General features: G+C 48.4%; 18 protein-coding genes. 11 read left to right on the top strand and 7 right to left on the bottom strand.

Going from position 1 to position 24925, the window contains the following annotated elements; genetic code table 11:
• Positions 1-33: 33 nt before the first annotated feature.
• Positions 34-2664, top strand: coding sequence for a M43 family zinc metalloprotease (locus tag SGRA_RS03430; RefSeq protein ID WP_015691174.1), 2631 nt, complete (start codon positions 34-36; stop codon positions 2662-2664).
• A 734-nt stretch (positions 2665-3398) separates the two neighbouring features.
• Here SGRA_RS03430 and SGRA_RS03425 read toward each other — a convergent pair.
• The gene (locus tag SGRA_RS03425; protein WP_015691172.1) at positions 3399-3914 is read right to left on the bottom strand and encodes a hypothetical protein; all 516 of its coding nucleotides are present in this window, start codon (positions 3912-3914) and stop codon (positions 3399-3401) included.
• Between the two features lie 201 nt (positions 3915-4115).
• Between SGRA_RS03425 and SGRA_RS03420 the strand changes: the two genes are divergently transcribed.
• From SGRA_RS03420 to SGRA_RS03405, 4 genes are all read left to right on the top strand, one after another.
• Positions 4116-5348 (top strand): acetyl-CoA C-acyltransferase, encoded by a 1233-nt coding sequence (locus SGRA_RS03420; protein WP_050981158.1) that lies wholly within the window; start codon positions 4116-4118, stop codon positions 5346-5348.
• Positions 5349-5581: 233 nt separating this feature from the next.
• The gene (locus SGRA_RS03415; RefSeq protein WP_015691170.1) at positions 5582-6598 is read left to right on the top strand and encodes a threonine aldolase family protein; all 1017 of its coding nucleotides are present in this window, start codon (positions 5582-5584) and stop codon (positions 6596-6598) included.
• A gap of 186 nt (positions 6599-6784) precedes the next feature.
• Positions 6785-7606 carry a 1,4-dihydroxy-6-naphtoate synthase gene (locus SGRA_RS03410; protein WP_015691169.1) on the top strand — a complete coding sequence of 274 codons (822 nt, stop codon included), beginning with the start codon at positions 6785-6787 and terminating at the stop codon, positions 7604-7606.
• 10 nt (positions 7607-7616) lie between these two features.
• Positions 7617-8243 carry an IMPACT family protein gene (locus SGRA_RS03405; RefSeq protein ID WP_015691168.1) on the top strand — a complete coding sequence of 209 codons (627 nt, stop codon included), beginning with the start codon at positions 7617-7619 and terminating at the stop codon, positions 8241-8243.
• 60 nt (positions 8244-8303) lie between these two features.
• Here SGRA_RS03405 and SGRA_RS03400 read toward each other — a convergent pair whose 3' ends face one another.
• From SGRA_RS03400 to SGRA_RS03385, 3 genes are all read right to left on the bottom strand, one after another.
• Entirely contained in the window at positions 8304-11282 is a 2979-nt protein-coding gene (locus tag SGRA_RS03400) for a CHAT domain-containing protein (protein ID WP_245538631.1), read from the bottom strand.
• Positions 11263-11628 carry a cupin domain-containing protein gene (locus SGRA_RS03395; RefSeq protein ID WP_015691166.1) on the bottom strand — a complete coding sequence of 122 codons (366 nt, stop codon included), beginning with the start codon at positions 11626-11628 and terminating at the stop codon, positions 11263-11265. The genes SGRA_RS03400 and SGRA_RS03395 overlap by 20 nt, the downstream gene beginning before the upstream one ends.
• A 912-nt stretch (positions 11629-12540) precedes the next feature.
• Positions 12541-14394 carry a DUF6798 domain-containing protein gene (locus tag SGRA_RS03385; RefSeq protein WP_015691163.1) on the bottom strand — a complete coding sequence of 618 codons (1854 nt, stop codon included), beginning with the start codon at positions 14392-14394 and terminating at the stop codon, positions 12541-12543.
• A gap of 150 nt (positions 14395-14544) precedes the next feature.
• Between SGRA_RS03385 and SGRA_RS03380 the strand changes: the two genes are divergently transcribed.
• Positions 14545-15522 carry a coiled-coil domain-containing protein gene (locus tag SGRA_RS03380; RefSeq protein WP_015691162.1) on the top strand — a complete coding sequence of 326 codons (978 nt, stop codon included), beginning with the start codon at positions 14545-14547 and terminating at the stop codon, positions 15520-15522.
• A 190-nt stretch (positions 15523-15712) separates the two neighbouring features.
• Positions 15713-16783: a coiled-coil domain-containing protein gene (locus SGRA_RS03375; protein WP_015691161.1), complete on the top strand. Its 1071-nt coding sequence runs from the start codon at positions 15713-15715 to the stop codon at positions 16781-16783.
• Between the two features lie 58 nt (positions 16784-16841).
• Here SGRA_RS03375 and SGRA_RS03370 read toward each other — a convergent pair whose 3' ends face one another.
• From SGRA_RS03370 to SGRA_RS03360, 3 genes are read right to left on the bottom strand one after another with little or no spacing between them, the layout of a single operon-like run.
• Complete coding sequence (locus tag SGRA_RS03370) at positions 16842-17468, bottom strand: hypothetical protein (RefSeq protein WP_015691160.1); 627 nt, start codon at positions 17466-17468, stop codon at positions 16842-16844.
• A 13-nt stretch (positions 17469-17481) separates the two neighbouring features.
• Positions 17482-18093 (bottom strand): DUF5683 domain-containing protein, encoded by a 612-nt coding sequence (locus SGRA_RS03365; RefSeq protein ID WP_015691159.1) that lies wholly within the window; start codon positions 18091-18093, stop codon positions 17482-17484.
• Positions 18083-19162 (bottom strand): ParB/RepB/Spo0J family partition protein, encoded by a 1080-nt coding sequence (locus tag SGRA_RS03360; protein ID WP_015691158.1) that lies wholly within the window; start codon positions 19160-19162, stop codon positions 18083-18085. Before SGRA_RS03360 ends, SGRA_RS03365 begins: the two co-directional genes overlap by 11 nt.
• Positions 19163-19520: 358 nt before the next feature.
• Between SGRA_RS03360 and SGRA_RS03355 the strand changes: the two genes are divergently transcribed.
• From SGRA_RS03355 to SGRA_RS03335, 4 genes are all read left to right on the top strand, one after another.
• On the top strand, positions 19521-20786 hold the full coding sequence (locus SGRA_RS03355; protein ID WP_015691156.1) for a sigma-54-dependent transcriptional regulator: 1266 nt from the start codon (positions 19521-19523) through the stop codon (positions 20784-20786).
• A gap of 261 nt (positions 20787-21047) precedes the next feature.
• Positions 21048-22382, top strand: a complete 1335-nt coding sequence (tilS, locus tag SGRA_RS03345) for a tRNA lysidine(34) synthetase TilS (RefSeq protein ID WP_015691154.1) — start codon at positions 21048-21050, stop codon at positions 22380-22382.
• A gap of 76 nt (positions 22383-22458) precedes the next feature.
• Entirely contained in the window at positions 22459-23205 is a 747-nt protein-coding gene (gene truB / locus SGRA_RS03340; protein ID WP_050981157.1) for a tRNA pseudouridine(55) synthase TruB, read from the top strand.
• Between the two features lie 189 nt (positions 23206-23394).
• The gene (locus SGRA_RS03335; RefSeq protein ID WP_014373741.1) at positions 23395-24885 is read left to right on the top strand and encodes a tetratricopeptide repeat protein; all 1491 of its coding nucleotides are present in this window, start codon (positions 23395-23397) and stop codon (positions 24883-24885) included.
• Positions 24886-24925: the final 40 nt, after the last annotated feature.

Raw genomic sequence — 24925 nt, 5'->3', positions numbered from 1 at the left:
AAAATTCCATTAAACTATTTAATCTCTGTGTTTATGAACTTTTTATCCTTTAGGCAAATTGCATTTTGCCTCTTTTTATGCCTTTCTTTTGGCCTTTCTGCCCAGCATAATCATCCGCCCGGCCCCCGAAATTGCCATGCCATGGATGTTTTGCAGCAACAACAACAGGCTAATCCCGCAGTAGAGCAACGTATGCGAAGCATTGAGCAGCATACGCAAAACTTTATCCGCTCTGGCCAAGCTAATAGCAGCCGCTCTGTGATCACCATCCCCGTAGTGGTGCATGTGGTTTATAATACCACGGCCCAAAATATTAGCGATGCACAAATCCTTTCCCAAATTCAGGTCCTCAATGAAGATTTTCGCCGCACCAACTCCGATGCGGATAACAAGTGGGCCCAAGCCGCAGATACCGAAATCGAGTTCTGCCTCGCTACCGTAGATCCCAACGGCAATGCCACTAGCGGAATTACCCGAACCTATACCTCGGTCTCTAGTTTCTCTACCAATGATGCTATGAAGTATAGCAGCCAAGGCGGTAAAGATGCTTGGCCCACGGACCAATATCTCAATATGTGGGTCTGTAATATCAGCGGCGGAATTTTGGGCTATGCCCAATTCCCCGGCTCTGGCGATTTTGCTACCGATGGGGTCGTCATGGGCTATAAGTATTTTGGTACAGTGGGCCAAGCTACAGCTCCCTTTGATGGTGGACGTACCGCTACGCATGAGGTGGGCCACTGGCTAAACCTTCGCCACATCTGGGGCGATGGCGCTTGCGGACAAGATGATTTTGTAGGCGATACCCCAGAGTCTGATGCCGCTAATTATGGCTGCGCTACTGGCCATAGCTCTTGTGGCTCTGCCGATATGGTCGAAAACTATATGGATTACTCAGATGATGCTTGTATGAATCTCTTTACGGCTGGACAAAAGGCCCGTATGCAGGCACTCTTCGCTCCTGGCGGCTTCCGCGAAAGCCTATTAAGCTCTAATGGCTGTGGTGGAAGTACTGGCGGCGGTGGAAGCACTTTCTGTTCAACTGCTATTTCTAGTTTTCCTTATACCGAAGGTTTTGAGTCTGGCCTAGGCGACTTTAGCCAAAGTAGCAATGATGATATCAATTGGACCTCAAATAATGGTAGTACGCCTTCTTCTTCTACGGGGCCCTCTGCCGCCTCAGAAGCTACTAACTACCTTTATATTGAGGCCTCTTCGCCCAATTATCCTAGCAAAGTGGCTATCCTAAATACGCCTTGCTTCGATTTGGCCGCAGTTGCTAATCCCGAATTTAGCTTCGATTATCATATGTATGGTAGCGCTATGGGGAGCCTTAGCCTACAAGCAAGTACCGATGGAACAAGCTGGACCAATATCTGGAGCACAACAGGAGATCAAGGCAATAGCTGGTTCTCGGCTACTGTAGACCTCAGCAGCTATGTCGGAGAACAAGTTCAACTCCGCTTTTATGGAAGTACAGGAACTAGCTATACCAGTGATATGGCTATCGATAATATTCAGCTGGAAGATGCTGGCGGGAGCACTGGCGGCGGAACAGGAACTGTCTGCGCAACTACAATTACTAGTTTCCCTTACACCGAAGGTTTTGAGTCTGGCCTAGGCGATTGGAGCCAAAATGCGAATGATGATATCGATTGGACCGAAAACAGCGGAGCAACTGGTTCTTCTTCTACGGGACCCTCTGCCGCCTCAGAAGCATCAACTTACCTTTATATTGAGGCCTCTTCACCCAATTATCCTAGCAAAGTAGCGGTCCTAAACGCTCCTTGCTTCGATTTGAGCGCCCTAAGCAGCCCCGAGTTTAGCTTCGATTATCATATGTACGGTAGCGCTATGGGTACTCTTAGCCTAGAAGCATCTACTGATGGGACCAACTGGAGCAGCCTCTGGAGCAGTTCTGGCGACCAAGGCAATAGCTGGTTCTCGGCTACTGTAGACCTGAGCAGTTATGCCGGGCAAACGGTTCAACTCCGCTTCTATGGAAGTACCGGTACTAGCTATACCAGCGATATGGCTATCGATAATATTCAGCTAGAAGATGCTGGCGGTAGCACTGGCGGCGGTAGCGGCTGTGAAACACTTAACCTAAATATTAACTTCGATAATTATCCCGGAGAAACAAGCTGGGAAATTCTAGATGCGAATAATACCGCAGTGGCTAGCGGTAATAGTTATAGCGGTACCAACCACAATGAAGATATCTGCCTACCCAATGGCTGCTATAGCTTTGTTATTTATGACCAATACGGAGATGGTATCTGCTGTAGCTACGGCAATGGCGATTATAGCCTAACTAACGCCCAAGGCGATCTCCTCGCAAGCGGCGCTAGCTTCGGGAGCAGCGAAACCACCAACTTCTGCCTCTCTTCTAGCAGAACAACGGCAGATTTGGCCACAAAAGAAGAGTTCTCGCTCTTCCTTTATCCAAATCCCGCCCGCGAACAACTTAATGTAGAACTCAGTAGCGAAGGAACTGTCGATGCCCAAATTTTTGATGCTATGGGCCGCCAAATCTGGAGCGGTCAATTGCAAAATGGACAACATACGGTCTCAATCGACCAACTCGCAGATGGACTCTACTATTTTACCGCTATCCAAGCCGATGGCCAGCAAATCAAACAGAAGTTTGTGAAAATTAACTAATCTGTTAAAGCAATAAGCAATTTTAGGGCGCCTCCATACTCTGGAGGCGCCCTTTTTTGGGCCCAAAATAAAGGAGGCGCTTTATTTGACCGTATAAGCAAGGATCTTTTTTTAATAGAGGGGGGACCCTTAAATAAAAAAGAGGCGCTTAAATTTAGCCACGGGACCGTATTGTTCCGATGGATTAGCTCCGTAGCGGCCACGGAACCGTATTGCTCCGATGGATTGGCTCCGTGGCGGCCACGGGACCGTATTGTTCCGTCAGATTGGCTCCGTGGCGGCCACGGAACCGTATTGTTCCGATGGATTAGCTCCGTGGCGGCCACGGGACCGTATTGCTCCGTCAGATTGGCTCCGTGGCGGCCACGGGACCGTATTGTTCCGATGGATTAGCTCCGTGGCGGCCACGGGACCGTATTGTTCCGATGGATTAGCTCCGTGGCGGCCACGGGACCGTATTGCTCCGTTGGATTAGCTCCGTGGCGGCCACGGGACCGTATTGCTCCGATGGATTAGCTCCGTGGCGGCCACGGAACCGTATTGCTCCGATGGATTGGCTCCGTGGCGGCCACGGGACCGTATTGTTCCGTCAGATTGGCTCCGTGGCGGCCACGGAACCGTATTGTTCCGATGGATTAGCTCCGTGGCGGACCAAAATAAATCTGTTTTTGTACCCAGTTAAAAACTGCTACTACTTTTAAGGGCTAGACAATTCTATTGGAGGACCTATTCTTCTAAGAGGAAAAATAATCGGCATCCAAAATATCCGTGTTCTCCAAAGCGGTATCTTTAGACTGATTTAAAGGCTGCGATAAAAAGCAAAAGCTCATGCCTAAGGCCCCTAAGGCCCATAGGTAATAGCCCCAGTCAAAACCCGTACGCAGAAGCAAGGGCCAAATAACTGTGCCCACCAACATTAAAATAACCAGGGCATTTTTAAGCAAAATATAAGCCCCCAATGGCCGAATGAGCTGATAGGCAAACATAAATAGAACAATGAAGTTAGCCATATTGGCCAAGAGCAATAAAGGCGAATCAACCATCTGCTTCAAGAAGTAAATCGGAACCTGATAGCCCCATAGCGAATCCGCTGGCATTGGTAAAGCAAAACGCTCCCGAATCAATAGCTCTACTAAGGGGTGGATATGGTAGGCGGGCAAACAAAATCCCAAAAGGTAAAGGACCGCAAAAACATAAAAGGCTGGCTTGGCCCAAGGGTAGGCGGTTCGTTTGATTGGAGCGTGCAACATATTCCTGAATTTTGTTATTTTGGGCATGTTCAAGCCCAGCCAAATAAAATAAACGAAGCAAAATACTCAAGGCCGCTAGAAAATAACTAAAAGCTCCAGCAAGACAGTAATCTACACTTAGCTAAGGCCCCTTGGCCCAACTAAAATAAGGAAGAATTAGCCAATATTAGCCTTTAATTTAGCCCAAGCTCTTGTCTTTTCATGACCACTAAAATAGATGTCGATAAAATGCAAAATGTATTTATATATGCCGCTAGCCGAACTCCAAGGGCCGCCGGCCAAAATAGTGGCCCCCTACAAGAAATAAAACCTATCCAATTACTCGATAGTAGTATTCAGGTGGTGCTCAAAGCCCAACCCACTGCTGCCGATTATATCGGCGATCTTTTCCTCGGTTGCATGACGCCCGTAGGCGAACAAGGCGGCAATATCGCCCGAGCAGCTGCCCTCTATGCTGGCTTGCCCTACCAAGTGGCCGGTACCCAAATCAACCGCTTTTGCGCCTCTGGCCTAGAGGCCCTGCAAATGGCCGCAGCAAAAATAGAACTCGGCTGGGAGCAATTAGTTTTGGCTGGGGGACTAGAAAGTATGAACCGAGTGCCCGAACTTAGCGACGGAGGCGCCATGATTTATGACCCGCTGGTCCGTGCCGCCGTCAATTTTGTGCCGCCCAGCCTGAGCGCCGATCTGCTCGCCAATTTGCAAGGATTTAGCCGCCAAGAACTAGACGAATATTCTTTCGAGATGCACCAAAGAGCCCTGAAAAGCCAGGCCGCTAAATGGCTCCGCCACAATGCCGCTCTGGTCTATGACCAAAATGGCCTGCCTATTCTCGAAAAAAATGAGTGCCTTCGCCATGGCCTAAAGGCCGAAGATATGGCCCAGTTTGCGCCCATCCTCTCCGAAAAAGAAGCCAAGGACCTCGATGTTATGGCCCTTATGCGCTATCCCTCCCTCGAATATCTGGAGCATTTGCATACGCCCGCCTCTGCCGCCCAATTGGCCGATGGCTCGGCTATGGCCCTAATCGGTAATGCCCAAATTGGCGAGCAATTGGGCCTGAAAGCCCGAGCCAAAATCCTAAGCGCTAAGGTGGTGGCTGTCGATCCTACCCTCAGCTGTACCGCTGGCCTAGAGGCCGTCAAGCAGTTGCTGGCCCAAACTGGCCTGAACAAAAATGATATAGAACTTTGGGAAAAAGTGGAGCTCTTCGCCGCTGTTGGCCTGCATTTTACTCAAGCTCTCGATATTCCGCTGGACCAATATAATATCTTCGGTAGCGATATCGCTTGGGGCTATGCAGCCGGCGCTATGGGCGGCATCGCCCTGGCCAATCTGCTCGATGGGCTCGAAAAAGAGGATAAACAATTGGGCTGTATCGCCATTTCGGCCCGGGCAGGCCTAGGCGCCGCCCTCCTAGTCGAAAGAGTGTAGTCTTTTCTGTTTTTTTGGGGGCCTCCGCTACGGCTTCGCCTTGCGGCGCTACGTTCGGCAGCTCGCTGTTCGCTCGGCCCTGCGGCCTGACGGCCTTGGTCTGCGGCTTCGCCGCCCTGCCTTCCATCGCTAGGCCAGTCGCTTCGCTCCTTTGCGGCGGCTTCGCCGCCTGTAGGACGCAGGATTTGGACCAAAGAATTAGCCCGCTCATTTTTTACTTTAACCTTCCTTTTATGATAGATTTTAGATCAGATACGGTCACTCGCCCTAGCCAAGGCATGCTGGCCGCCATGCAAAAGGCCCCCCTAGGCGATGACGTCTTTGGCGAAGACCCCTTAACCAATGCTTTAGAAAGAGAAACGGCCCAACGCTTTGGCTTAGAGGCGGGCCTCTTTTGTCCCTCTGGGACCATGGCCAACCAAATTGCGATCAAAAACCATAGCTCGGCTCCAGGCAGCCTAATTTGCGATCAGCGTTCACATGTATATTTATATGAGGTGGGAGGCATTAGTTTTCATTCTGGACTCAGCCCAATTTTGACCCAAGATGAGGCGGGATTGATGCAGCCCTCAAGTTTATTGGCGGCTTTGCCCAACCCTCATGATTTGCATAAGGCCAATGCCCAAATCTTGGTCCTTGAAAATACTTGTAATAAAGGAGGCGGAAGTTGTTATGAGTTGGACCAAATGCAGGCCCTCTCTCAACTAGCCCGAGAAAATAATTTGGCCGTTCATCTGGATGGGGCCCGCCTTGCCAATGCTATTGTGGCCAAAGGCTATAGCGAAAAAGAAGTAGGGGCCTGCTTTGATAGCATCTCAATTTGTCTTTCTAAGGGCCTAGGGGCCCCTATTGGCTCCTTGCTCCTGGGCAGTGCCGATTTTATCCGCTCGGCTAGGCGTTTGCGCAAGCTCTTTGGTGGCGGGATGCGGCAAACTGGCCAATTGGCGGCGGCTGGACAATATGCTTTGGACCAACAATGGGACCGTCTAGCAGAAGACCATGAAAAAGCGGCTGAATTAGGCCAGCTCATTGCTCAACAAGCTTATTGTGAAGAACTGGCTCCCATACAAACTAATATTGTGCTCTTTCGTTTAAAGGAAGAGCTTTCGCCTCAGGCATTTTTGGACCAATTGGCGGCCAAAGGCCTGCTTGCGGTTCCCTTTGGGGGCCAATGGATACGCCTAGTCACTCATTTAGACATCTCTGCCGCAGATATGCAGCAGGCCAAGCAAATCTTGCGCTCTATTTAATTAGATGCTGTAGGGTGGCTGGGGTGGTTGAAGCAGAGGACTCCCATTTGGCCTAGCGATGCGGAGCGGGTGGCCCGCAGGGCCAGACCGAGGCGCTTTGCGCCGAAGGGCCGAGCGAAGAGCGAGCCCCGAAGCGTAGCGCCGCAGCTTTGCTGCGGAGGCCCCAAAAGAAAAATAAAAAAAGAAATGGAAAAGATCAAAATAGGCTATTCGCCTTGTCCCAATGATACCTTTATTTTTGATGCTTTGGTGCATGGGAAAATAGACACAGAGGGTTTAGAATTTGAGGTGCATCATGCGGATGTAGAGGAGCTTAACCGCTTAGCTTTTGCGGGAGAGTTGCCCATTTGCAAGTTGAGTTATCATGCTTTTGCGCATTTGTGGAAAGACTACCAACTTTTGCGAGCGGGTTCTGCATTGGGGAACAATTGTGGGCCTTTATTGGTGGGGGCACGGCCTTTTGGGGCCGCAGAAGTGGCGGGGGCCAAAATAGCGATACCGGGGCAGCATACCACGGCAAATTTCCTATTGTCTTTTGCTTTTCCAGGGGCTCAAAATCGGCAAGAATACTTGTTCTCGGATATTGAGGGGGCGGTACTTGGGGGGCAAGTAGATCTGGGTTTATTGATACATGAAAACCGCTTTACCTATGCCCAAAGAGGCCTGCACAAAGTGATGGATTTGGGGCAACATTGGGAAGAGCAAACGGGTTTGCCTATACCTTTGGGCGGCATAGCGGTCCGTAGAGACTTGCCCGAGGAGCTCAAGCAAAAGATTGGGCGCTTATTGCGTAAATCGGTAGAATATGCCTTTGCGCATCCGCGGGCCTCGGCGGAATATGTAGCGGAGCATGCCCAAGAAATGGATGCAGAAGTTTGTCAGCTGCATATCAATTTGTATGTTACTGAAAACAGCATTGATTTTGGACCAAAGGGAGAAGCGGCTATTGCGCAATTGATGCAGAGCCTCGGTATTCAAGCAGATTTGCCCCTTTGGGTAGCAATTTAAAGGCCTTATTTTGTCAGCAGAAATTATTGACCGCTATACGACTTTGGCGGAGCCCCGAGAGGGATTGTATAAGGAAAAAGGGAGTAAATTTATAGCCTATGCCTATGAGGTAGAGGATGAAGAGGCGATCCAGCTCTACTTGGAGGAGGTGCGGCAGTTGCATTTTAAGGCGCGGCATCATTGTTATGCCTGGCGTTTGGGATTAGACAAAACGCATTATCGGGCCAATGATGATGGAGAGCCTTCGGGAACGGCGGGTCGGCCTATTTTGGGCCAAATTGATAGCTTTGGATTGACCCATTGTTTGATTGTGGTGGTGCGTTATTTTGGGGGGACCAAATTGGGGACCTCGGGTTTGAAAACGGCCTATAAAGCGGCTAGTTTTGAGGCCTTGAATGAGGCGCCGACAGTTGTGCGCATATTGAAGCAGAAAGTCAAGCTCTTTTTGCCTTACCCCTTGCTTAGTGATTGGATGAACTACCTCAAAGGGGCGGAGATGGACATCAAAAGCTCTGATTATGCGGCGGAGGAAGTTGTTTTGACCTTATCCTTGCCGCTTTCACGTCTGCCTGAGCTACAGGCTCGCCTAGACGATCCCTTGATTACAGACATTAAAACAGAGGGCTTAGAAGAATAGCCTGAAAAGAGAGAAAGAAAAAGCCCTCCGTCTAATTGACAGAGGGCTTTGTTATTTAGCTTAAGATTTTCGGCGCCAAAGGGCGAGGGCAAGGATCAACAAGGCAGCTAGTCCGGCCCCGCCCCAATAGTAGGGGCTATAATTTGGTTTGGGGCGAAGTGCTAGGGCTTGTCGGTTTCCATAGAGAATAGCGGCGGCCCAGAAAAAGGGGTGGCAATGCATTTCTTTTGCATTATTGATATAATCTAATTTGGCTGCTTGCAGGGCCTTATCCTTAGGCGAGCCTTGCTCTAAATGAATATAAAAGCGGCGCATCAGATAGACGGCTGATTCATCATTCCAAGACCAGAGCGTCACCATGGCCGAGGGGGCGGCACTATGGGCCAGGGCCCGGCCAAGGCTCATGACGCCTTCGCCACTACTTTGTTGGCCCAGGGCGGTTTGGCAGGCGGAAAGAACGAGGAGATCTTGATTTTCTAGGGAGAGAGCGGCCAGCTCCTTACTATCTAGCCGACCTTTTGGTCCTTCTTCGGGCAGCAGCAAAAAGGCATCGCTACTATCTGGGGCCAAGGCGTGCATGGCCAAATGCACCAACTGATAACTGCCGATATTGGCCAGTAATTCCTGCTTATTGGGAAAGGGCGCTATATTTTTAGAGGGGTAGCGTTTATGCAACCAGGCCACTTCCTCTTGGGCACCGGCTAGGGGTTTATGCATGGGGCTCTCCCAATTATAAATAGGCGCTAGGGCTAGCATTTTGGGATCCTTTTGTGGGATATGTTGCTCTTGTTTTTGGAGGACTTCCCAGTTGTAGACATAGCGAATGCTTTTTGTTTTGACCAAGTAGGGGAGAGTTTGGAAATTATCTTTGGGGCCTGCTTTTTTGCTAAGGAGCAGTTCAAAGGGGAGGTATTCTAATATACCATCACTCACAATACTCAATTGCTCAAACTGTTCTAAGTTTTTGGGGAGTAAGAGCTGCGAGAGTAGTTCTGCATCTTTTATAAAATTATTGTATCGTTCTGAGGCATCTAGTTCAAAGAGGGCTTCGCTATTATAAAAGCTATTGATTAGGCGGATAATGGGGCCTTCTAAAAGTAGTTCATTGATTTGTTCTAGCTCAAAGCTATTTTGGCTAATGCTGAGGCGAAAATGCCCATCTTGATTAGAGAAGTAATGCAAAAGCAATTCTTTTTGGGCCAATTTACCCTGTAGTTCTTTTGCCAAAGGGAGTTGCCAGCTAGAGGTCTTTTGCTTGGCTTTATCGAGGCCTACTTCAGCTTTGAGGGCTAGCCATTTGGCCTTGGCCTGTTCATACTGCTTTTCTAGTCGACTAAACTCTTTTTTATCTTGAGGGTCGGCTTGGGTCCAGAGCTCCTCATAGTAGATCGCTTGTTTTTGGGCCTGCAAGCAGGCTTTTTCCTGTTCAGCTGTTAGTTTTAGGCTGGCGAGTTTTTGGTGCAGGGCCAAACTGTGTTTGAGCAGCACTGATTTGCTAGTTTCAAAGAGGGCCAAGAGTTGGTTGCGCATCTCTTCTTTTTGGAGATATTGCTCTTTGTAGCGGTAGATATGGTCAATATAGGCGCCATAAAAGTGCTTGGCGGTAGAGAGCAGCAGTTGTTTATCGCTTTGGTTGGCGCTACGCTCTAATTGCCGATGAATATCGCTTTGCAGGGCAAATAGTGCTTGTTTTTTGGGTCCAAAATCAGCTGAACTAGCGTACTTCAGCCAGAGGGTCCAGCAACGCAAGGCCAGACGTGGTTCTCGATAGCCATCTTTTGTTTGGAATCGGTTTTTAGCTAGGGCGAGGATTGTTTTTTCTAAAATAACAGGCCCTAATTTATGCTTGTCAGCGGCATCGGCCCACTCAAAATAGAGGTCGGCTAGGGCGGGAGCGTTTCTCTCTGGATTTTGGAGCAGAATATTTTCTGCTTCTTGAAAGAGGGCTTGGGCTGCTGGCCAGTCCTGCTTAGATTTAAACTTGGCCAGCCTCATTTTGGCGGTACTTACTTTGGGGTGGTCTGCGGCTAGGCTTTGGGTATAAATCTGAATCGCTTTTTTTAGGCGTTTTTCGGCCTGTCCATATTGCTTGAGTTTTTCAAAAGATACTGCAGAATGCTGCAAGACCAAGGCATAGCGAGGGTGGTCTTCGCCAATTAGTTTTTTGGCAATATCTAGGGCCTGATGTTGGTACTCTAGGGCATCGAGGGGGCGGTCCATACGGTGGTAGAGCACGCCCATATTATCATATAGCCAAATTAGGGAGAGCTGTTCTTCTCCGCCTGTACTTTTGCGCAGGGCCAGGGCTTTATTATAAAAGCTAAGGGCGGCTCCAAAGCGGTCTTGATAATCGGAAACGACGGCTAAGTCATTATAAATTTTGGCCAAGCTTTTTTGGACCTTGAGGTTGTCTTTGGGGCGTTGTTGTTCTATGGCTAGGGCTTTTTTTAGGAGCTGTTCGCCTTCTAGATAAAAGCCTTTTTTGATTTCTCGGGCGGCTTGCAAAACCAGCAGGCTAGTATAGCGACTGCTGTCTAGGGGAGTGGCAGATTCACAAAGCCAAAGGGCGGTGTCGCCATAGTTTTGTTCTAGTTCATAGGCCTGACTATAATAGCCAATATCGGCAAGGAGTCGATAGGCGTCTAGGGTTTCTACATCTTTTTCTCCCAATAGTTTTTTGCTGCTATTGAGGCAGGCAAAGCCATGTTTTTTGGCCAATTCATATTGGCCAATTACTCTAGCCATTAGGCTAGCATTATAATAGGCTCGGACCTTTAGCGTAGGCAGTTCGCCAGTATCGGCTAAATGGCTTCTACAGCGAATTTCCTCTTCAAAAAGCTGAAGGGCTTCACTATAGTTTTTGCTTTTAAATTCTTTTTTGGCCCATTGGCTATAGCTCAGGGCGCCCAAAACGCTTTCTTCTTGTCCTAGGCGTTTTAGGCTATCTATGCGTTCTTTTTCTTGTCCAAAAAGTAGCTGTGGGAGGCTCCAAAGCAAGAGAAAGAAAAGCAGGGGGAGTTTATAGGATATCTTCATCATTTTCTTGCCAATAGGGTTCTACAATACAAAGAAAATGAAAGGGCTGATCGCCTTTTTGCTGCACATATTGCTCGGCTTGGGCGGGCACTAGGCAGCAATCGCCTGCTTGCAGGGCTTGTTCTTGGCCATCAATAAAAATGCTGGCGGCTCCAGAGATTACATAATAGAGCTCGCTGCTTTTTAGTCTGTGAGGCAGGCTAGACTGCCCCACATCTAATTGGGCTTTGGCCAAGCTATAGCCTATGGGCCAATTGTCTTTTAGGGGGTGGGCAATTTCTTGCAAAAGGGTAGCATCTCCTGCCAAGAAAGTGGGGCTTTCTTGGGCGGCTTTAAAGTATCTGGACATATTTGATTGTTTTGTATCTTTTCAAGATAAAACTTATCGGGCAGAAGCAAAAAGCAATGTCTGCTTTTATCCAGAAATAGCCTAAAGGGCTATTTATTTTTTGGGGCCTGCCGCCTTTGGCGGCCGGGCCCTTTTGGGGCTCGCAGGTCTGCTCGGCCCTTCGCAGGCTTTGCCTGCTCGCTCTGGCCTTCGGCCACCCCTACAGGCCCCTAGGCCGGCCTGCCCTGCGGCTCAGCTACAAGCCGCTTTGCGGCTTCAAGCTTCGCCGGCTCGCGCCAAGCGCGCCCGGCCGGCGGTTGGCGGCGGCCACCTTCTTTTTTGCGCTTTTCTAAATCGGCCCTCAAAATATTTCATTTCAGTTTTGGGTTTTCTTTTCGCCGCCCCCGCCTGGGGGCTGGGCTCCTTTGGCCTTGGGGGCCAAAGCGCCCAGCATGGCCTTCCTCGCTTCGCTCCTCAGTCTATAACAATCAGCCTTCGGCTGAGGGGGGAGTTGGGCCAGCCTCCCCAAGAGATTCCTTAAGGAATCTCGCAGAGGGGTGGGTGGGCGGGGACATAACAACAAATGAGGAGCGCAGCGACGAATACCAACTATACGGTTCTACAGGGCCGAAGGCCCGCAGGCAATAGCCAAATTTAAACGCACTCACTTTTATAGTTTGCAGCAATTTCCCGCTAGTCGGCCCTATTTTTCTCGGCCATAGCGAAGGCTATGCCCTTAAAAAATAGCTGGCCTAGCCAAAAATTCATAGCAAACTACGACCAAAGCAGCGCGATTAAATCTGGCTGAGGGATGGCAGGGGGTGGCCGAAGGCCAGACCAAGCTTTTTTGAGCAAAGCGAAAAAAAGCGAAGGGCCGAGCGAGCAGCGAGCCCCCGCACAGCCCGACCCGCAGCGAAGCGAAGGGGGCAGCCCCTAATCCTCCTTCAAGAAAACCAACTGAAAACCTTGATTCTTGAAGACCACAGGCAACTGCGTCTTTGTTTCGGCATAAAGCAGGGCATATTGGGCCTCATACTTTTTGCCCAGCAGTAGCAGCATACTATCGGGCCGTGTTTTCCAATAAGGCTCAAAAACCTGATTAACGGCTCCAAACCCCTGCTGATCGGTCCAGCCATACACCTCAAAAATGCGTTCTTGCCAGGCCTTCATCGCTTGGCCGCTAAAAGGAAAGGCCTTAAAATCGACTACCAAAGCCCGCTGGCCCAAATAGCGGATTTCGGCCTGCATAGGGGGCACCAAAAAGCGGCTATCTTTGGGCGTTTCTTTCTTAATATATTGACTCACCTCATAGAGCGCTGGCTGAAAATAAGCTTGGTCGCTCAGGCTATACAGGCGGCTCATATCTTGCTGTAGGGGCGACATGCCTGGGGTTCGGGGAGTTTGCGACCAAAATAAAAGGAAACTCAGGCTAGCGGCCGCAAATAGATAACTGGGCCATTTTTTCTTTGGGGCCAGACTGTAGAAAATAGGACCAAAAAGCAAAAAAATCAGCCAAAGATAGGCCTCGGCAGAAAAGTCTAGCGTTAGGTAAGTTTGCCAGAGTCCATAAATCGTAAGGGCCAGCAAAAGGGGCAACTCTAGGGCGAGGGTCCAGCGCCAATGCGGAAAAAAACGGTTGCGCAAGCGAGCGAGCAGAAAGAGCAGGGCGATGCGCAGCCCATTGGTCCAACAAAAACTATTGAGCAAAAAGGCCCAGGCATAAACTTGCTCGAGTTGCTTGCCTTGTCGAACTTGGCCAATGGCTCCAGCCAAGCCCAAAAGAAAGAAAAACTTGCCTAGGTAGAGAATGCGATAAACTTGGGCTGTGGCCATCAATTTACTGGGCTGGACTTCTACAAAATAATAGCCAATATAGGCCAGCGCCAGCAGGCTAAGGATCAGGCCCAAAACAAAAAAGCGATCTATTTTTTGGAGCTTTAGCAGGCCTTTGGGCAAATAAAGCAAGGCCAAATAGCCGATCAAATAATAGCTATTTTTAGGTTCTTCTTGGAGCAAAAACTGGCTAGGGAGAATATGGTGGGGGGCTCTAAAGTGTACATATATATTATAGAACTCATCTAGACTAATATTTTCTTGGGCCGAAAGGAAATAGGGGCCAAGGCTCAGGGCAGCGGCCAGCCCAAAGCATCCAGCGCCCAAGGTCAAAGCCTTCCATTGCTTGCGGCTAAGGCGGGGGCGAAAAGGCAGGCTGAGGGCATAGAGGCCGCCCAGCAAAAGCGTCGATTCTGGTCCCACCAAAGGATGAATAAGGGTAGCTAGGGCCAAAAAAACGCCAGCCTGCACAAACTTTTGTTGCCAGAGTTGGGGAAGTGCCAGCAAAACCAGGGCAAAAGCCATACTATTGGGGGTGAGATAAACCGCATGGATTTCGGAGACAGAGCCTAGGCCTAAGGTGGGAATAGAGAGGCAAAAGAGGGCGGCTAAATTGGCCGAAAGCTCATTTTTAAAGAGCAAGTCCCCCATTTGTTGGGCGGCTCGACCGATGGCCCAATTGCAAAGAAAACAAAGCAGAAAAAAGGCCAAAGGCAGGCCAAAAAGCTTTGTCAGCAAAATAGTTAAATAGTTGCTATAGATTCTGGGATTAAAGCCCGAATCATTGGCATTGATAAAGGCATCGGAGGAGAGGAAGTCGGGATTTAGCTGACGGAAGAGCAAACTAAGGTGCTCCTGATGGTCCCAAAGTCCAAACTGATAGCCCCAAATAGTGGTGAAAAGGGCCATAAAGGCGATAAACAGCTGAGAGTTAGCCCATTTAGCGGCAAGCATTTAATTTTTTTGATTAAATTTTGAGAAAATTTAAATTTTTTGCGTCAATTATGTAACCAAATGGATTCAGCTGCGTAAAAGAGAGTGTATTTAATCAAACAGAGATTGCAATCTAGTTCACATTCATCATCCTTCTACAAAACATTACGCATGAGCAAATCTTTGAAGTCCAAAGAAGAAGTCCAAAAGGCCTTTAAGCAGTTATTGGCCCAGTATGAAATCCAACAAAAAGCGATTCTGACCAAAGAAGAATCGGCTCGTTTGGAAAGAGAAGCCGCCCTTTTGGAAGAAACTGAAGGCCTCAGCCCTCAAGGGATCATCAAAAAACTTGCAGACCTACAATGGGAGGTAGCGAGCACCACCGAAACGCTTCGGGAGCGAGTATTGGCTGAAGTCGAGCAGCTAGAAAAAATGCGGACGGCCCTCAAGGTACAAGAAAAAAACCTAGAAGCCCGCTATCAAACAAAAATTGCGGCCAATGCGCTTTTCATCCTTCAGCAGGAGCAAAAGCAAAGAGCCGAAGAGTTGGAAGAAAAGCATCAGGAGGCCCTAGATGCTTTGCAGGAAGAAATGCAGGAGCAAAGAGCAGATTGGGAGCAAGAAATTGCCGATTTCCAGGAAGAGCAGGCGGAAAATAAGGCCCAATTGGAAAAAATGCGAGAGCAAGAATTGGAAGAGTATCGCTATCAGCTCGAACGCCGCTACTTGCGAGAAAAAGATGCCTTTGAGATGCGTAAAACGCAGCTTTTGCGCAAACTAGATGAAGAAGAAAGAGAAAAGCAAAAAGACTGGAGTCAGCGCCTAAAATGGCTAGAAGAAAAAGCCGAAGAATTTAAGGAGCATAAAGAAAAAGTGGATGGTTTTGAGGCCGAACTAGAAGAAGAGGTCAAAAAAGCCAAAGACAAATCCTTTAAAGAGGCCAACCGAGATGCCAAAGAGGCCCAAGAACTTTATGAAAAGGAAATGGAAAGCAAGCGCAAAATTGCCGAACTCCAAATTGAGAGTTTGTCTAACCGCTTAGAAAACCAAAAATCTGAAATCGAAAAACTCAAGGCCGAGCTCAAAGAAGCCGTGGCTCAGATGCAGGCGCTTTCTATTAAAGCACTAGAAAATAAACAGGCCTCCTAAATAGTTAGGCCAAAAATGTAGAGGGATTTTTTAACGCCCCAGCTCCCAAACCCAAAGGGAGTGCAGCGCCAGCCGCTATTTTACTCCATTAGCCAGATGATTCTGTTTTCTTTGTGAGCTTGGGGAGTTAAAATCTCTTCTTTTATCTTTTGTATCTTCTTTTTGTCTTCAACTCTAAATTATATATATCATGGCTGTATCCATGCGCAATACCAAAAACCAAATCATGAATGCCTATAAAGAGGCTTTGGCCAAGGTCAAGGATTTGGAAAAACAACTCAAAAATAAAGAGAAAGCTCCCGCTCCTAGCACAACGAGCAGCACAAAAACCGTGATCCAAGAAAAAGTGGTCTATAAAACGGCTGAGCTCAAAAACTTGGAAGGGATTATTGCTACGCTCAAAGCTGTAGAACAAGGCATTGCTCCCGCTTTTAGCGATAATTCTGCCCTGCAAGCTATTGAAGCCGAAAAACTCCAAAATCTTCAAACCAAACTGGAAGAAGAAGGCCAAGAGATCCAAAAACTCTATGATATTGAGGTGGATGCCGATAGCATGCTCAAAATTATTGAGGAATATCTAGCGAGCCAAAAACAATTTGAAGAGGAATTTGAGGCCAAAGAAAAAGCCTATAAAGAGCAGCTAGAAGAACAGCAAAGAAGCTGGGATAAAGAACAAGAACTCAAATCGGAAGAAATTGCCGAAATGCAACGCGAGGCCGAACAAGAACGTAGCCGCGATAAAGAACAATACGACTACCAACTGAAGCAAGAACGCAAAATCGAGGACGATAACTATAAGCAGAAATCAAATCAGCTTGAACTCGAATTGCAAACAATTCAGGAACAAAAGGAAGAAGCTTGGGCCGCTGAAGAGAAATCAGTAAAGGAACAAGAAGAGGAACAGGCAAAATACAAGGCCGATTTTGAAGAGCTAGAAGAAAAACTCCGCAAAGAGGTCAAAAAAGCCGAAGCCGAAGCCAAGGGAATCGTCGAAAGAGACCATAAGGTCAAAATGAAAATGCTCAAAACCGAGCAAGAAGGCGAACTCAACGCACTACAACATATTATTGATGACTTGAACAGCACTTTGGATAAACAAAAGGACCAAATTCATAAACTGTATGCCCAACTAGAGGATACACAACGCCAAGCTCAACAGTTGGCCGTCAAAGCTTTGGAAAATTCTTCTTCTGCCGACTCCTTTAAGGCCATGCGCGAAATCGCTATGGAACAAGCCAAAAATATGGGCAAAGGGAAGTAGACTATTTTTTTAATTGGAATGTGAATGGGAGCAGCGAAAGCTGCTCCCTTTTTTTGTCCTAAAATTGCCGAAAAGGAGCCGAAAAAGGCTTGTCAAACCCCAAACGCAAACCAAAGTTTAGGGTTTCGGCCCCCAATTCTGAACTGCCAAAGCGAAAAAAGAAGGCAAAACGCCGCTTTTGCTTAGCCTCAAATTGGACCAATTGCTCCAAACCAAAAGCTAGCTCTACTACCCAGCTGTAAAAATAAGGGTTGGGCAATTGCCGCAGGCTTTCTGGCCGATCATACAAATGAATCCGGCTCCATTGTACCCCAGCTCCCAAACTCATAAAGCCCCCCATCCCGATTTCTTTTTTGCTAAACCGATGCTGGGCCCGAAATAAAAGAGGAAAAGAAAGACTCCCCAAGCCCCCATAATCTTGGCTGTTCATCGCAAAGGGCTGGTACTCTGTAGCCAATAATAACTGATAGCTCTGCCCATGACGCCCCCGCCGATATACTCCCAAACCTACCGCAGGCAAGAGGTTGAGCCACTGCCCAGCCGAAGCCCCCTCTTGCCCCAAAAGTTGCGCTTGCTGATAGTTCTGGTAAATGTTGAGGTCCAAATAACTACTCCATCCCCAGTTTTGAGCCGATAAAGGCGAAAGAAAACAATAGAAAAAAATAAAAAAGAGCCGCTTGTGCATAAATGACCAATAATCAGAAATGAGGAATTGGCCGCTTTTTTTGCGCTCGTCGAGGACGTAACTGAAGCTGTAACTCCGGATGATATCCCGTCTGCCCCGAAAAAGCCTGATAATGCGGCCGCCCGCCAATATTCCAATGCAAACTAAGGTCGTCACTCACATCAAAACTACTTAAGTGAGCGTCTACAAAAGCATCTAGTATCGTTAGCCCATAAAACCCAATCAATCCCGCTACAGAATACTCGTACTGCTGACGATATGCATCCCGTAAGATTTTTAATTGAGCATCGGTCAAATTTGGATCACAAGTATTTACCGTATTCGGATCACTGTCTACTACCGCTAAATAGGACTGCCGATAACACTGATATTTTTGGCGATTATCTATAGATAGATACACTAAGGTCCCTATGCCCCCATAAACAATAGGCAGTTTCCAATACCGACGGTTATAAATTTGTCCGCCTCCCGGTAGTAAAGCCCAACGCCAGGCTTTCTGTGGGTCCAGTTGCCTCGCTTTTGCCTTCGCCCTTGGCCCATCCTCTGGGACCAAACGCAAACTGTCCTGCCCCCATAAAGGACAGGACAATAGCAGTAGAAAAGCAAATAAAATATTATGCTTCATAGTTGAGTTGCTCTAATATTCGCTCCAAATCATCAGGGTCCATAAAGTTGATGATGATCTGCCCCTTGCCCTTTTCATTGGCCTTGAGCTGCACCTTGGCCCCCAACTGAGATTTTAAACGCTCTTGCAAGTTCTGATAGGCGGCTGGCAAAACTTTTTTCTTCTCCTCTTTGGGCGCTGCTTCTCCCTCCTTTTTGGCCAATTGCTTGTCCAACCAAAGACGAGTCTCTTCTACCGACCAGTTGGAACGAATGATCTCTTTATATAAATAAAGTTGCTCGTCCAATTTCTCCAAACGACTCAATTCCGCCAAATGACCCAAGGCAATTAAACCCGACTTCAAGCCCATGATCGCCTTGTCCAATGAGTTGCCCTTCTGCAAAAGTTTGCTGTATTGCTCTACCTTGCGCACCGATAATTTCTCCTCCATCGTCGCCTCAAACAAAATACTCTGCAGCTGCTCCTCATTCAATCCAGCTAAAGCCCGCGCATGACCCATAGAAATCTGCCGCGCCTTAATGGCATTCTGAATCTGACCCGGCAAACGAAGCAAACGCACATAATTACTCACCGTGCTCCGCTTCTTATTAACCCGCTTAGATAATTGCTCTTCCGTCAATTTTAACTCATCCATCATCCGCTGATAGGTGCTCGCAATCTCTATCGCATTCAAATCCTGCCGCTGAATGTTCTCAATCAAAGCCAATTCCAACATGGCCTCATCATTGGCCACCCGAATATAGGCCGGCACCTGACCCAAAGCCGCCAGCTTAGAAGCCCGCAACCGACGCTCTCCAGATATGAGCTGAAACTGATTCTCCCCCAAATGCCTTACCGTTATCGGCTGAATGAGCCCATGCTTCTTAATCGATTCCGATAACTGCAATAAGGCCTCCTCATCAAACTCTAAACGAGGATTGTCCGGATTGAAACTGATCTGATCTAAGGGAATATCCGCCACCGTGTTCGATAATTCCCGAACCAATTCCTCTTTATTCACCTCAATATTGGGATTGATTTTCGAAAAAAGGGCCCCAACTCCCTGTCCTCTATTTAGCTTTTTTGCCATGGTACGTTATAATGTCATCTAATTCAAGCTCCAAAAATACGCTTTTTTTAGAGAACTTGCCTAAAATCATCTCTTCCCTTTTTTTTGAATACTAGGCTTGCTGTTTTGGGGCCTCCGCTGCGGCTTCGCCTTGCGGCGCTACGCTTTGGGGCTCGCAGGTCTGCTCGGCCCTTCGTTTTTTCGCTGCGCTCAAAAACTCGGTCTGGCCCTGCGGGCCACCCCGCCGCATCGCTAGGCCGTTTGGCCTTCGGCCAATTAAAAGCCCTGCGCCCAATTCTCTTCTTCAATAAAACAGCCGCCCAATTTTAAAAATGACCTATAATCTTTATCTTAAGCCCCTATAAAAAGAGCAAACCCTATGGTGAAAATACTAATCATTGATGATGAAGAGAGTATCCGCAATGTATTGCGCGATATTCTAGAAATGGAAGACTATAAAGTAGATGAGGCCAAGGATGGAATCAATGCCCTATCCAAACTCAAAAAAGGCGGCTATGATGCAGTCATCTGCGATATTAAAATGCCCAAAATGGACGGTATGGAGGTCCTCGAAAGAGTCCAAATCCTCCAACCCGACCTACCCGTAATTATGATTTCGGGCCATGGCGATATCGATACCGCCGTGGAGACCGTCAAAAAAGGCGCTTTTGACTATATTTCTAAGCCCCCAGATCTTAACCGCCTGCTCATTACGATCCGCAATGCCCTCGATAAATCTTCTTTGGTCACCGAAACTAAGGTCCTCAAAAGAAGAATCAAGAAGAGCAAGACCCAAGAAATTATTGGAGAGTCGGAAGGCGTGCAACGCATTAAAGAAACTATAGACCGAGTAGCTCCCACCGACGCCCGAGTCTTGGTTACTGGTCCAAACGGAACCGGTAAAGAGCTAGTGGCCCGATGGATGCACGAAAAAAGTAATCGCTCCGATAAACCTATTGTAGAGGTCAATTGTGCAGCTATTCCCTCCGAACTCATCGAAAGTGAGTTGTTTGGCCACGAAAAAGGCGCCTTTACTTCTGCCGTAAAACAACGGATCGGAAAGTTTGAACAGGCCAATGGCGGTACCCTTTTCTTAGACGAAATTGGCGATATGAGCCTCTCGGCCCAAGCTAAGGTCCTCCGAGCCCTACAAGAAAACCGCATCACTCGAGTTGGGGGCGATAAGGAGATCAAAGTAGATGTAAGAGTGGTGGCCGCTACCAATAAAGATCTTCGAGAGGAGATCAATGCGGGCCGCTTCCGTGAAGATTTATACCATCGTCTAGCCGTAATCATTATTCAGGTCCCTTCTCTCAATCAACGCAAGGAAGATATTCCCTTGTTGGTGGAGCATTTTGTAGAGGCCATCTGCCAAGATTATGGCCGCCCCGCCAAAAAAGTGGAGGCCGATGCCCTGGCCCTTTTGCAAGAAATGGATTGGACCGGAAATATCCGAGAGCTGCGCAATGTGATTGAGCGACTCATCATTTTGAGCGAAAAGAGCATCAAAAGAGCCGATGTAGAGCAATTTGTTGCACCTTCAATGCATAAGTTCCACCCACTTCGCCAGTTGTTTAAGGAACATGAAGACCTCCAAAGTCTGCAAAAAGAGGTAGAGGCCGAATGGCATAAGTTTAAAGCCTAATTTTGGTCCTCAAAAAAGCTCTTTCTCTACGGAAAGAGCTTTTTTTATCGCTCCTACAGGCGGCTTTAGCCGCCGCCAAGGCGCGCAGCGCCTAAGGCTTAGGGATGGAAAGTGGTGCGGCGAAGCCGCAGACCCAGGCGCTGCAAGCGCCGCAGGGCCGAGCAGACCTGCGAGCCACGACAGAGCCCGACCCGCCCGCAGGGCGGGGAAGCCCCAAAAAAAGATCCGATTAGCAAATACCTTATAATTGCCTTTTTGTTTATGTCTTTAGCCCAGCGCCTTCGGGCGGAAATTTTGGCCCAATCACTTTTTGAGCTAGGGGAGGACCGCCTTGTTTTGGGCATCAGCGGGGGCCTAGATTCTATGGTTTTGGCCCATTTGCTGATGAGTTGGGAGCAGCCGCAAGTTTGGGTACATTTTAATTATCAGCTGCGAGAAACAGCTCAGGAAGAAGCCGATTTTTTGGCCCAATTGGCCCAAGAAAAGGGCATCCCTTTCTATACTAAAACCTATGATTTGGGCCAGGAATTGGCCCAGCAGGGCGGCAATTTGCAAGCTCGGGCCAGAAGCCTGCGCTATCAGTATTTTGAGGAAATTCGGCAGCAAGTTGGGGCCAAATACATCCTGACCGCCCATCATTTAGATGATTTATTAGAGACTTTTTTCTTGCAGCAGCTAAGAGGCGGCGGCCTAGGCAGTATGCAGGGAATTTTGCCCAAAGATGAGCAGCGAAAGCTCTGCCGCCCGCTTTTATCTGTCCCAAAATCGGCCCTAAAAAGTTATGCTTTGGCCCAAAATATAGTCTGGAAAGAGGACCAATCTAATCAGGAGGTCAAGTACAAGCGGAATTTTTTGCGGCATCGGGTTTTGCCCGAAATCGAGCGGGCCTATCCAAATTATAAGGAGCGTTTGGCCCAAAATATTGGCCTTTTGCGAGAGGAAAACCGCTTTATCCAAAAGGAGATGCAGGCTTATCGGCAGCGTTTGTTGGCCGCAGGAAAAAATGGGGAATTGGCCCGTTTGAGCTGGGAAAATTTAGCCCAATGCTCGGAGCCCGCGCTTTTTTTACAATATTGGTTGCGGCCTTTGGGCTTTGCCCCCAAGCAGATTCAGAATATTTGGAGCAAGCGGCAGCAACAGGCGGGCGGCCTACATTTGGCGCCCAATTACCGCTTGCAAGAAATGGCCTGGGGCCTAGTTTTGGGCCCTGCCGAGCAGCCCCCCTTGGCTCCTTTGGCCCTGCCGATTCCCGAAATGGGCCAAGAAATTCGGCTAGACCTAGGCCAAGGGCAAATTTTAGGGCTCTATTGGGCGCAAAAAGGGGCGGGCCTATTGCCTGAGCAGCTCACTAAGGGGCTTTTTCTGCGCCAACAGCAGGCCGGCGACCGTTTTCGGCCCTTGGGCATGGGCGGCCAAAGCAAAAAGCTCAGTAAATATTATAAAGATGAGGGGCTGAGTCAATTTGAGCGGGAGGTCCAGTATGTCTTGGCCCAAGACAAAGCAATTTTGGCCGTTTTGGGCCGTCGTTTGGGGCAGCAATTCAAGCAGGCCGATGGGCCAAACCGCCTTTGCTTAGAACTACTCAAAAAGGCCTAGGCCCTAGCAAAAATGCTCAAAAAAGCCTAGCTTTGCCCAGCTAGGGCCAGCGCTTTGGGCCGCCCTTCTTTGTTCGATGACAATCAAAATAAATACCTTGGAAGTACTCAATCAAACTGCGCCCTACGATTTTCAGGCGGGCGCCCTCCTTTTAGTCGATAAACCTTTGGAATGGACCTCTTTTGATGTGGTCAATAAAATTCGCTATGCCCTTTGCCGCAGCTTGGGCGTCAAGAAAATTAAGGTGGGGCATGCCGGCACCTTAGACCCCTTGGCCACGGGCCTATTGCTCATTTGCACGGGAAAATATACCAAGAAAATAGATGGTTTGCAGGGCATGCCCAAAACCTATACGGGCCAGCTCAAGTTGGGGGCCACAACGCCCTCCTATGATGCCGAATCTGAAGAGACAGAGCAGCAATCTATTGCGGGTATTGATGCGGCGGCTTTGGAGCAGGCCAGACAGCAGTTTTTAGGCCCTATTGCTCAATATCCGCCCATGTTTTCTGCCGTAAAGATTAAGGGACAAGCCCTCTATAAATTGGCCAGAAAGGGTAAGGAAGTAGAGCGCAAGGCCCGAAACATCGAGATTTTTGACTTTCAACTGACGAATACCGAGCTGCCTTTGGTTGATTTTGAGGTGGCCTGTAGCAAGGGGACTTATATTCGCTCTTTGGCCTATGATTTTGGCCGAGCCCTAGATAATGCCGCCTATTTGACGGCCCTTCGGCGGACCAAAATTGGGGATTATAGCATAGAATCGGCTTGGTCCTTGCCTGCTTTGATTGAGCATATTGAAAGCTGTAAGCAGCAGGAGGATTAGTTTTTTTTGGGGCTGCCCCTGCGGCCTACGGCCTTGGGTCGGGCTCTGTCGCAGCTCGCAGGTCTGCTCGGCCCTGCGGCGGCTTCGCCGCCTAGGTCTGGCCTTCGGCCACTGCTTTCCATCCCTCAGCCAGTCGCTGCGCTCCTCTGGACCTGCTATTTAATTTCCCCATAAAAAAAGCAAACTACCATGATCAGAACCGCTCTTTTATTTGTCATTCTTTTGCTTCCCTATGGTTTAGCTGCCCAACTTTTGCGAGATGGGCGAGACAGTCTGGCCATTCGGCAGGCGGCGGCTTTTCCGGAGGTAAATGCCAGCATTATCCTGAGTTACAACCGCTCTATGTTAGAGCCAGAGTTGCCGCCAGAGGCGGTAGCGCCAGAGCGCAGTTTAGAAGAATTGCTTTTGGCCTATGAGGACCCTAAATTGGAGAACGACATAGATTTATTGATCGACATCTATCAGAGTTATTATGATTTGGGCCAGCCAGAGAAGGGTTTTCCCTATTTGCAGAAGGCCTATAACTATGCGGTAGAGCTCTATGAGGCCAACCCTTCCAACATAGAAGTGTTAGAAGACATTAGTTATATGATGTTGACTGTAGGGAACCTCGAGAGTTTGCCCACCTTATGGGAGGCTTTTTGTCAGCGGCAGCCCAAATTAGCGCGGGCCAGGGCCCAATTGGCCCTTTATCAGTTGCAGACCTTTCAGTTAGAGAAGGCCGAGCGGCAGTTAGATACGGCCTATCAGCTAGATCCTCGAGACCCTAATATTTATGTAACGGCCTTATTGTTTACCACCTATCAGGCCATGATGCAGTTGTCTGCTCAGCGGGAGAACTATGGTTTGGAAGAGCTGGCTAAATTTGAGTTGGACCTTCGTTTTTTGGAGCGGGCGCAGCGGGAAAATCCGCAGGTTTTGCGGATTAACTTGGCCTTAAAGACGGCCCAATTGACGGCTTTATTTTATAAAGTCTTTTTTATGGAGCTCGATCAGTTTAGCGCAAAAAAGCCTTTTCAGTTAAGGGCCAAGGGGGAGCAGCTAGTGGCCTTAAAGGCCCTAGAGCAAGATTACCTAAAGATGTTGAAAACAGCGCCAGAAAACCCCTTTTTGATTCATAAATCATTGGTCCTATTATACATCTTGAAAGGCGAACTCGCTTTGGCGGAGGAAGCCCTAGGCCAGGCCGAGGCCATCAATGCCTTTGATGCGGACCTCTACAAAATGATGGGCTTTGCTTATTTGCCAGAGCGTAAATACCATAAAGCGGTGCCTTATTATGAGCGGGCCACGGCCATTGCGCCAGAATTTGAGGAACTCTTTGCCTTGGCTCGATTATACTTTGAGAACTACGACTATGAAAAGAGTGAAAAAGTGCTGGTCCAACTCTTACAAACGGCTCCCGACAACTACAAACTCCTAGAGGGTTTGGCGGCCATTTATTTGCGTCAGGACCAATATGCCAAGGCTAGGGGGCAACTTAAGCGTTTTTCGCAATTGTATACAGAAGATCTTAACTTAGGGCAAAACAAAGACTATCAATTTTATCAGTTTTTGGCCAACTTTGCCTTAAGTCCCAAAGCCGAAGCGGCCCAAGAAAAGCGGCTAAAGGCTTGGGCAGAAGACCGAAACAGCAGATTTAGAGAAGCCGCTGGGCAACTACTAAAGCAATTCTTTTAGTCTGTTGGAATTATGCAGTGTACAGGGCCGTTAGGCCCGC

This window comes from Saprospira grandis str. Lewin, from assembly GCF_000250635.1.
Lineage (GTDB): Bacteria > Bacteroidota > Bacteroidia > Chitinophagales > Saprospiraceae > Saprospira > Saprospira grandis.
The sequence above is the reverse complement of the archived record's forward strand: the minus strand, read 5'-3'. Positions and strand labels throughout refer to the sequence as shown.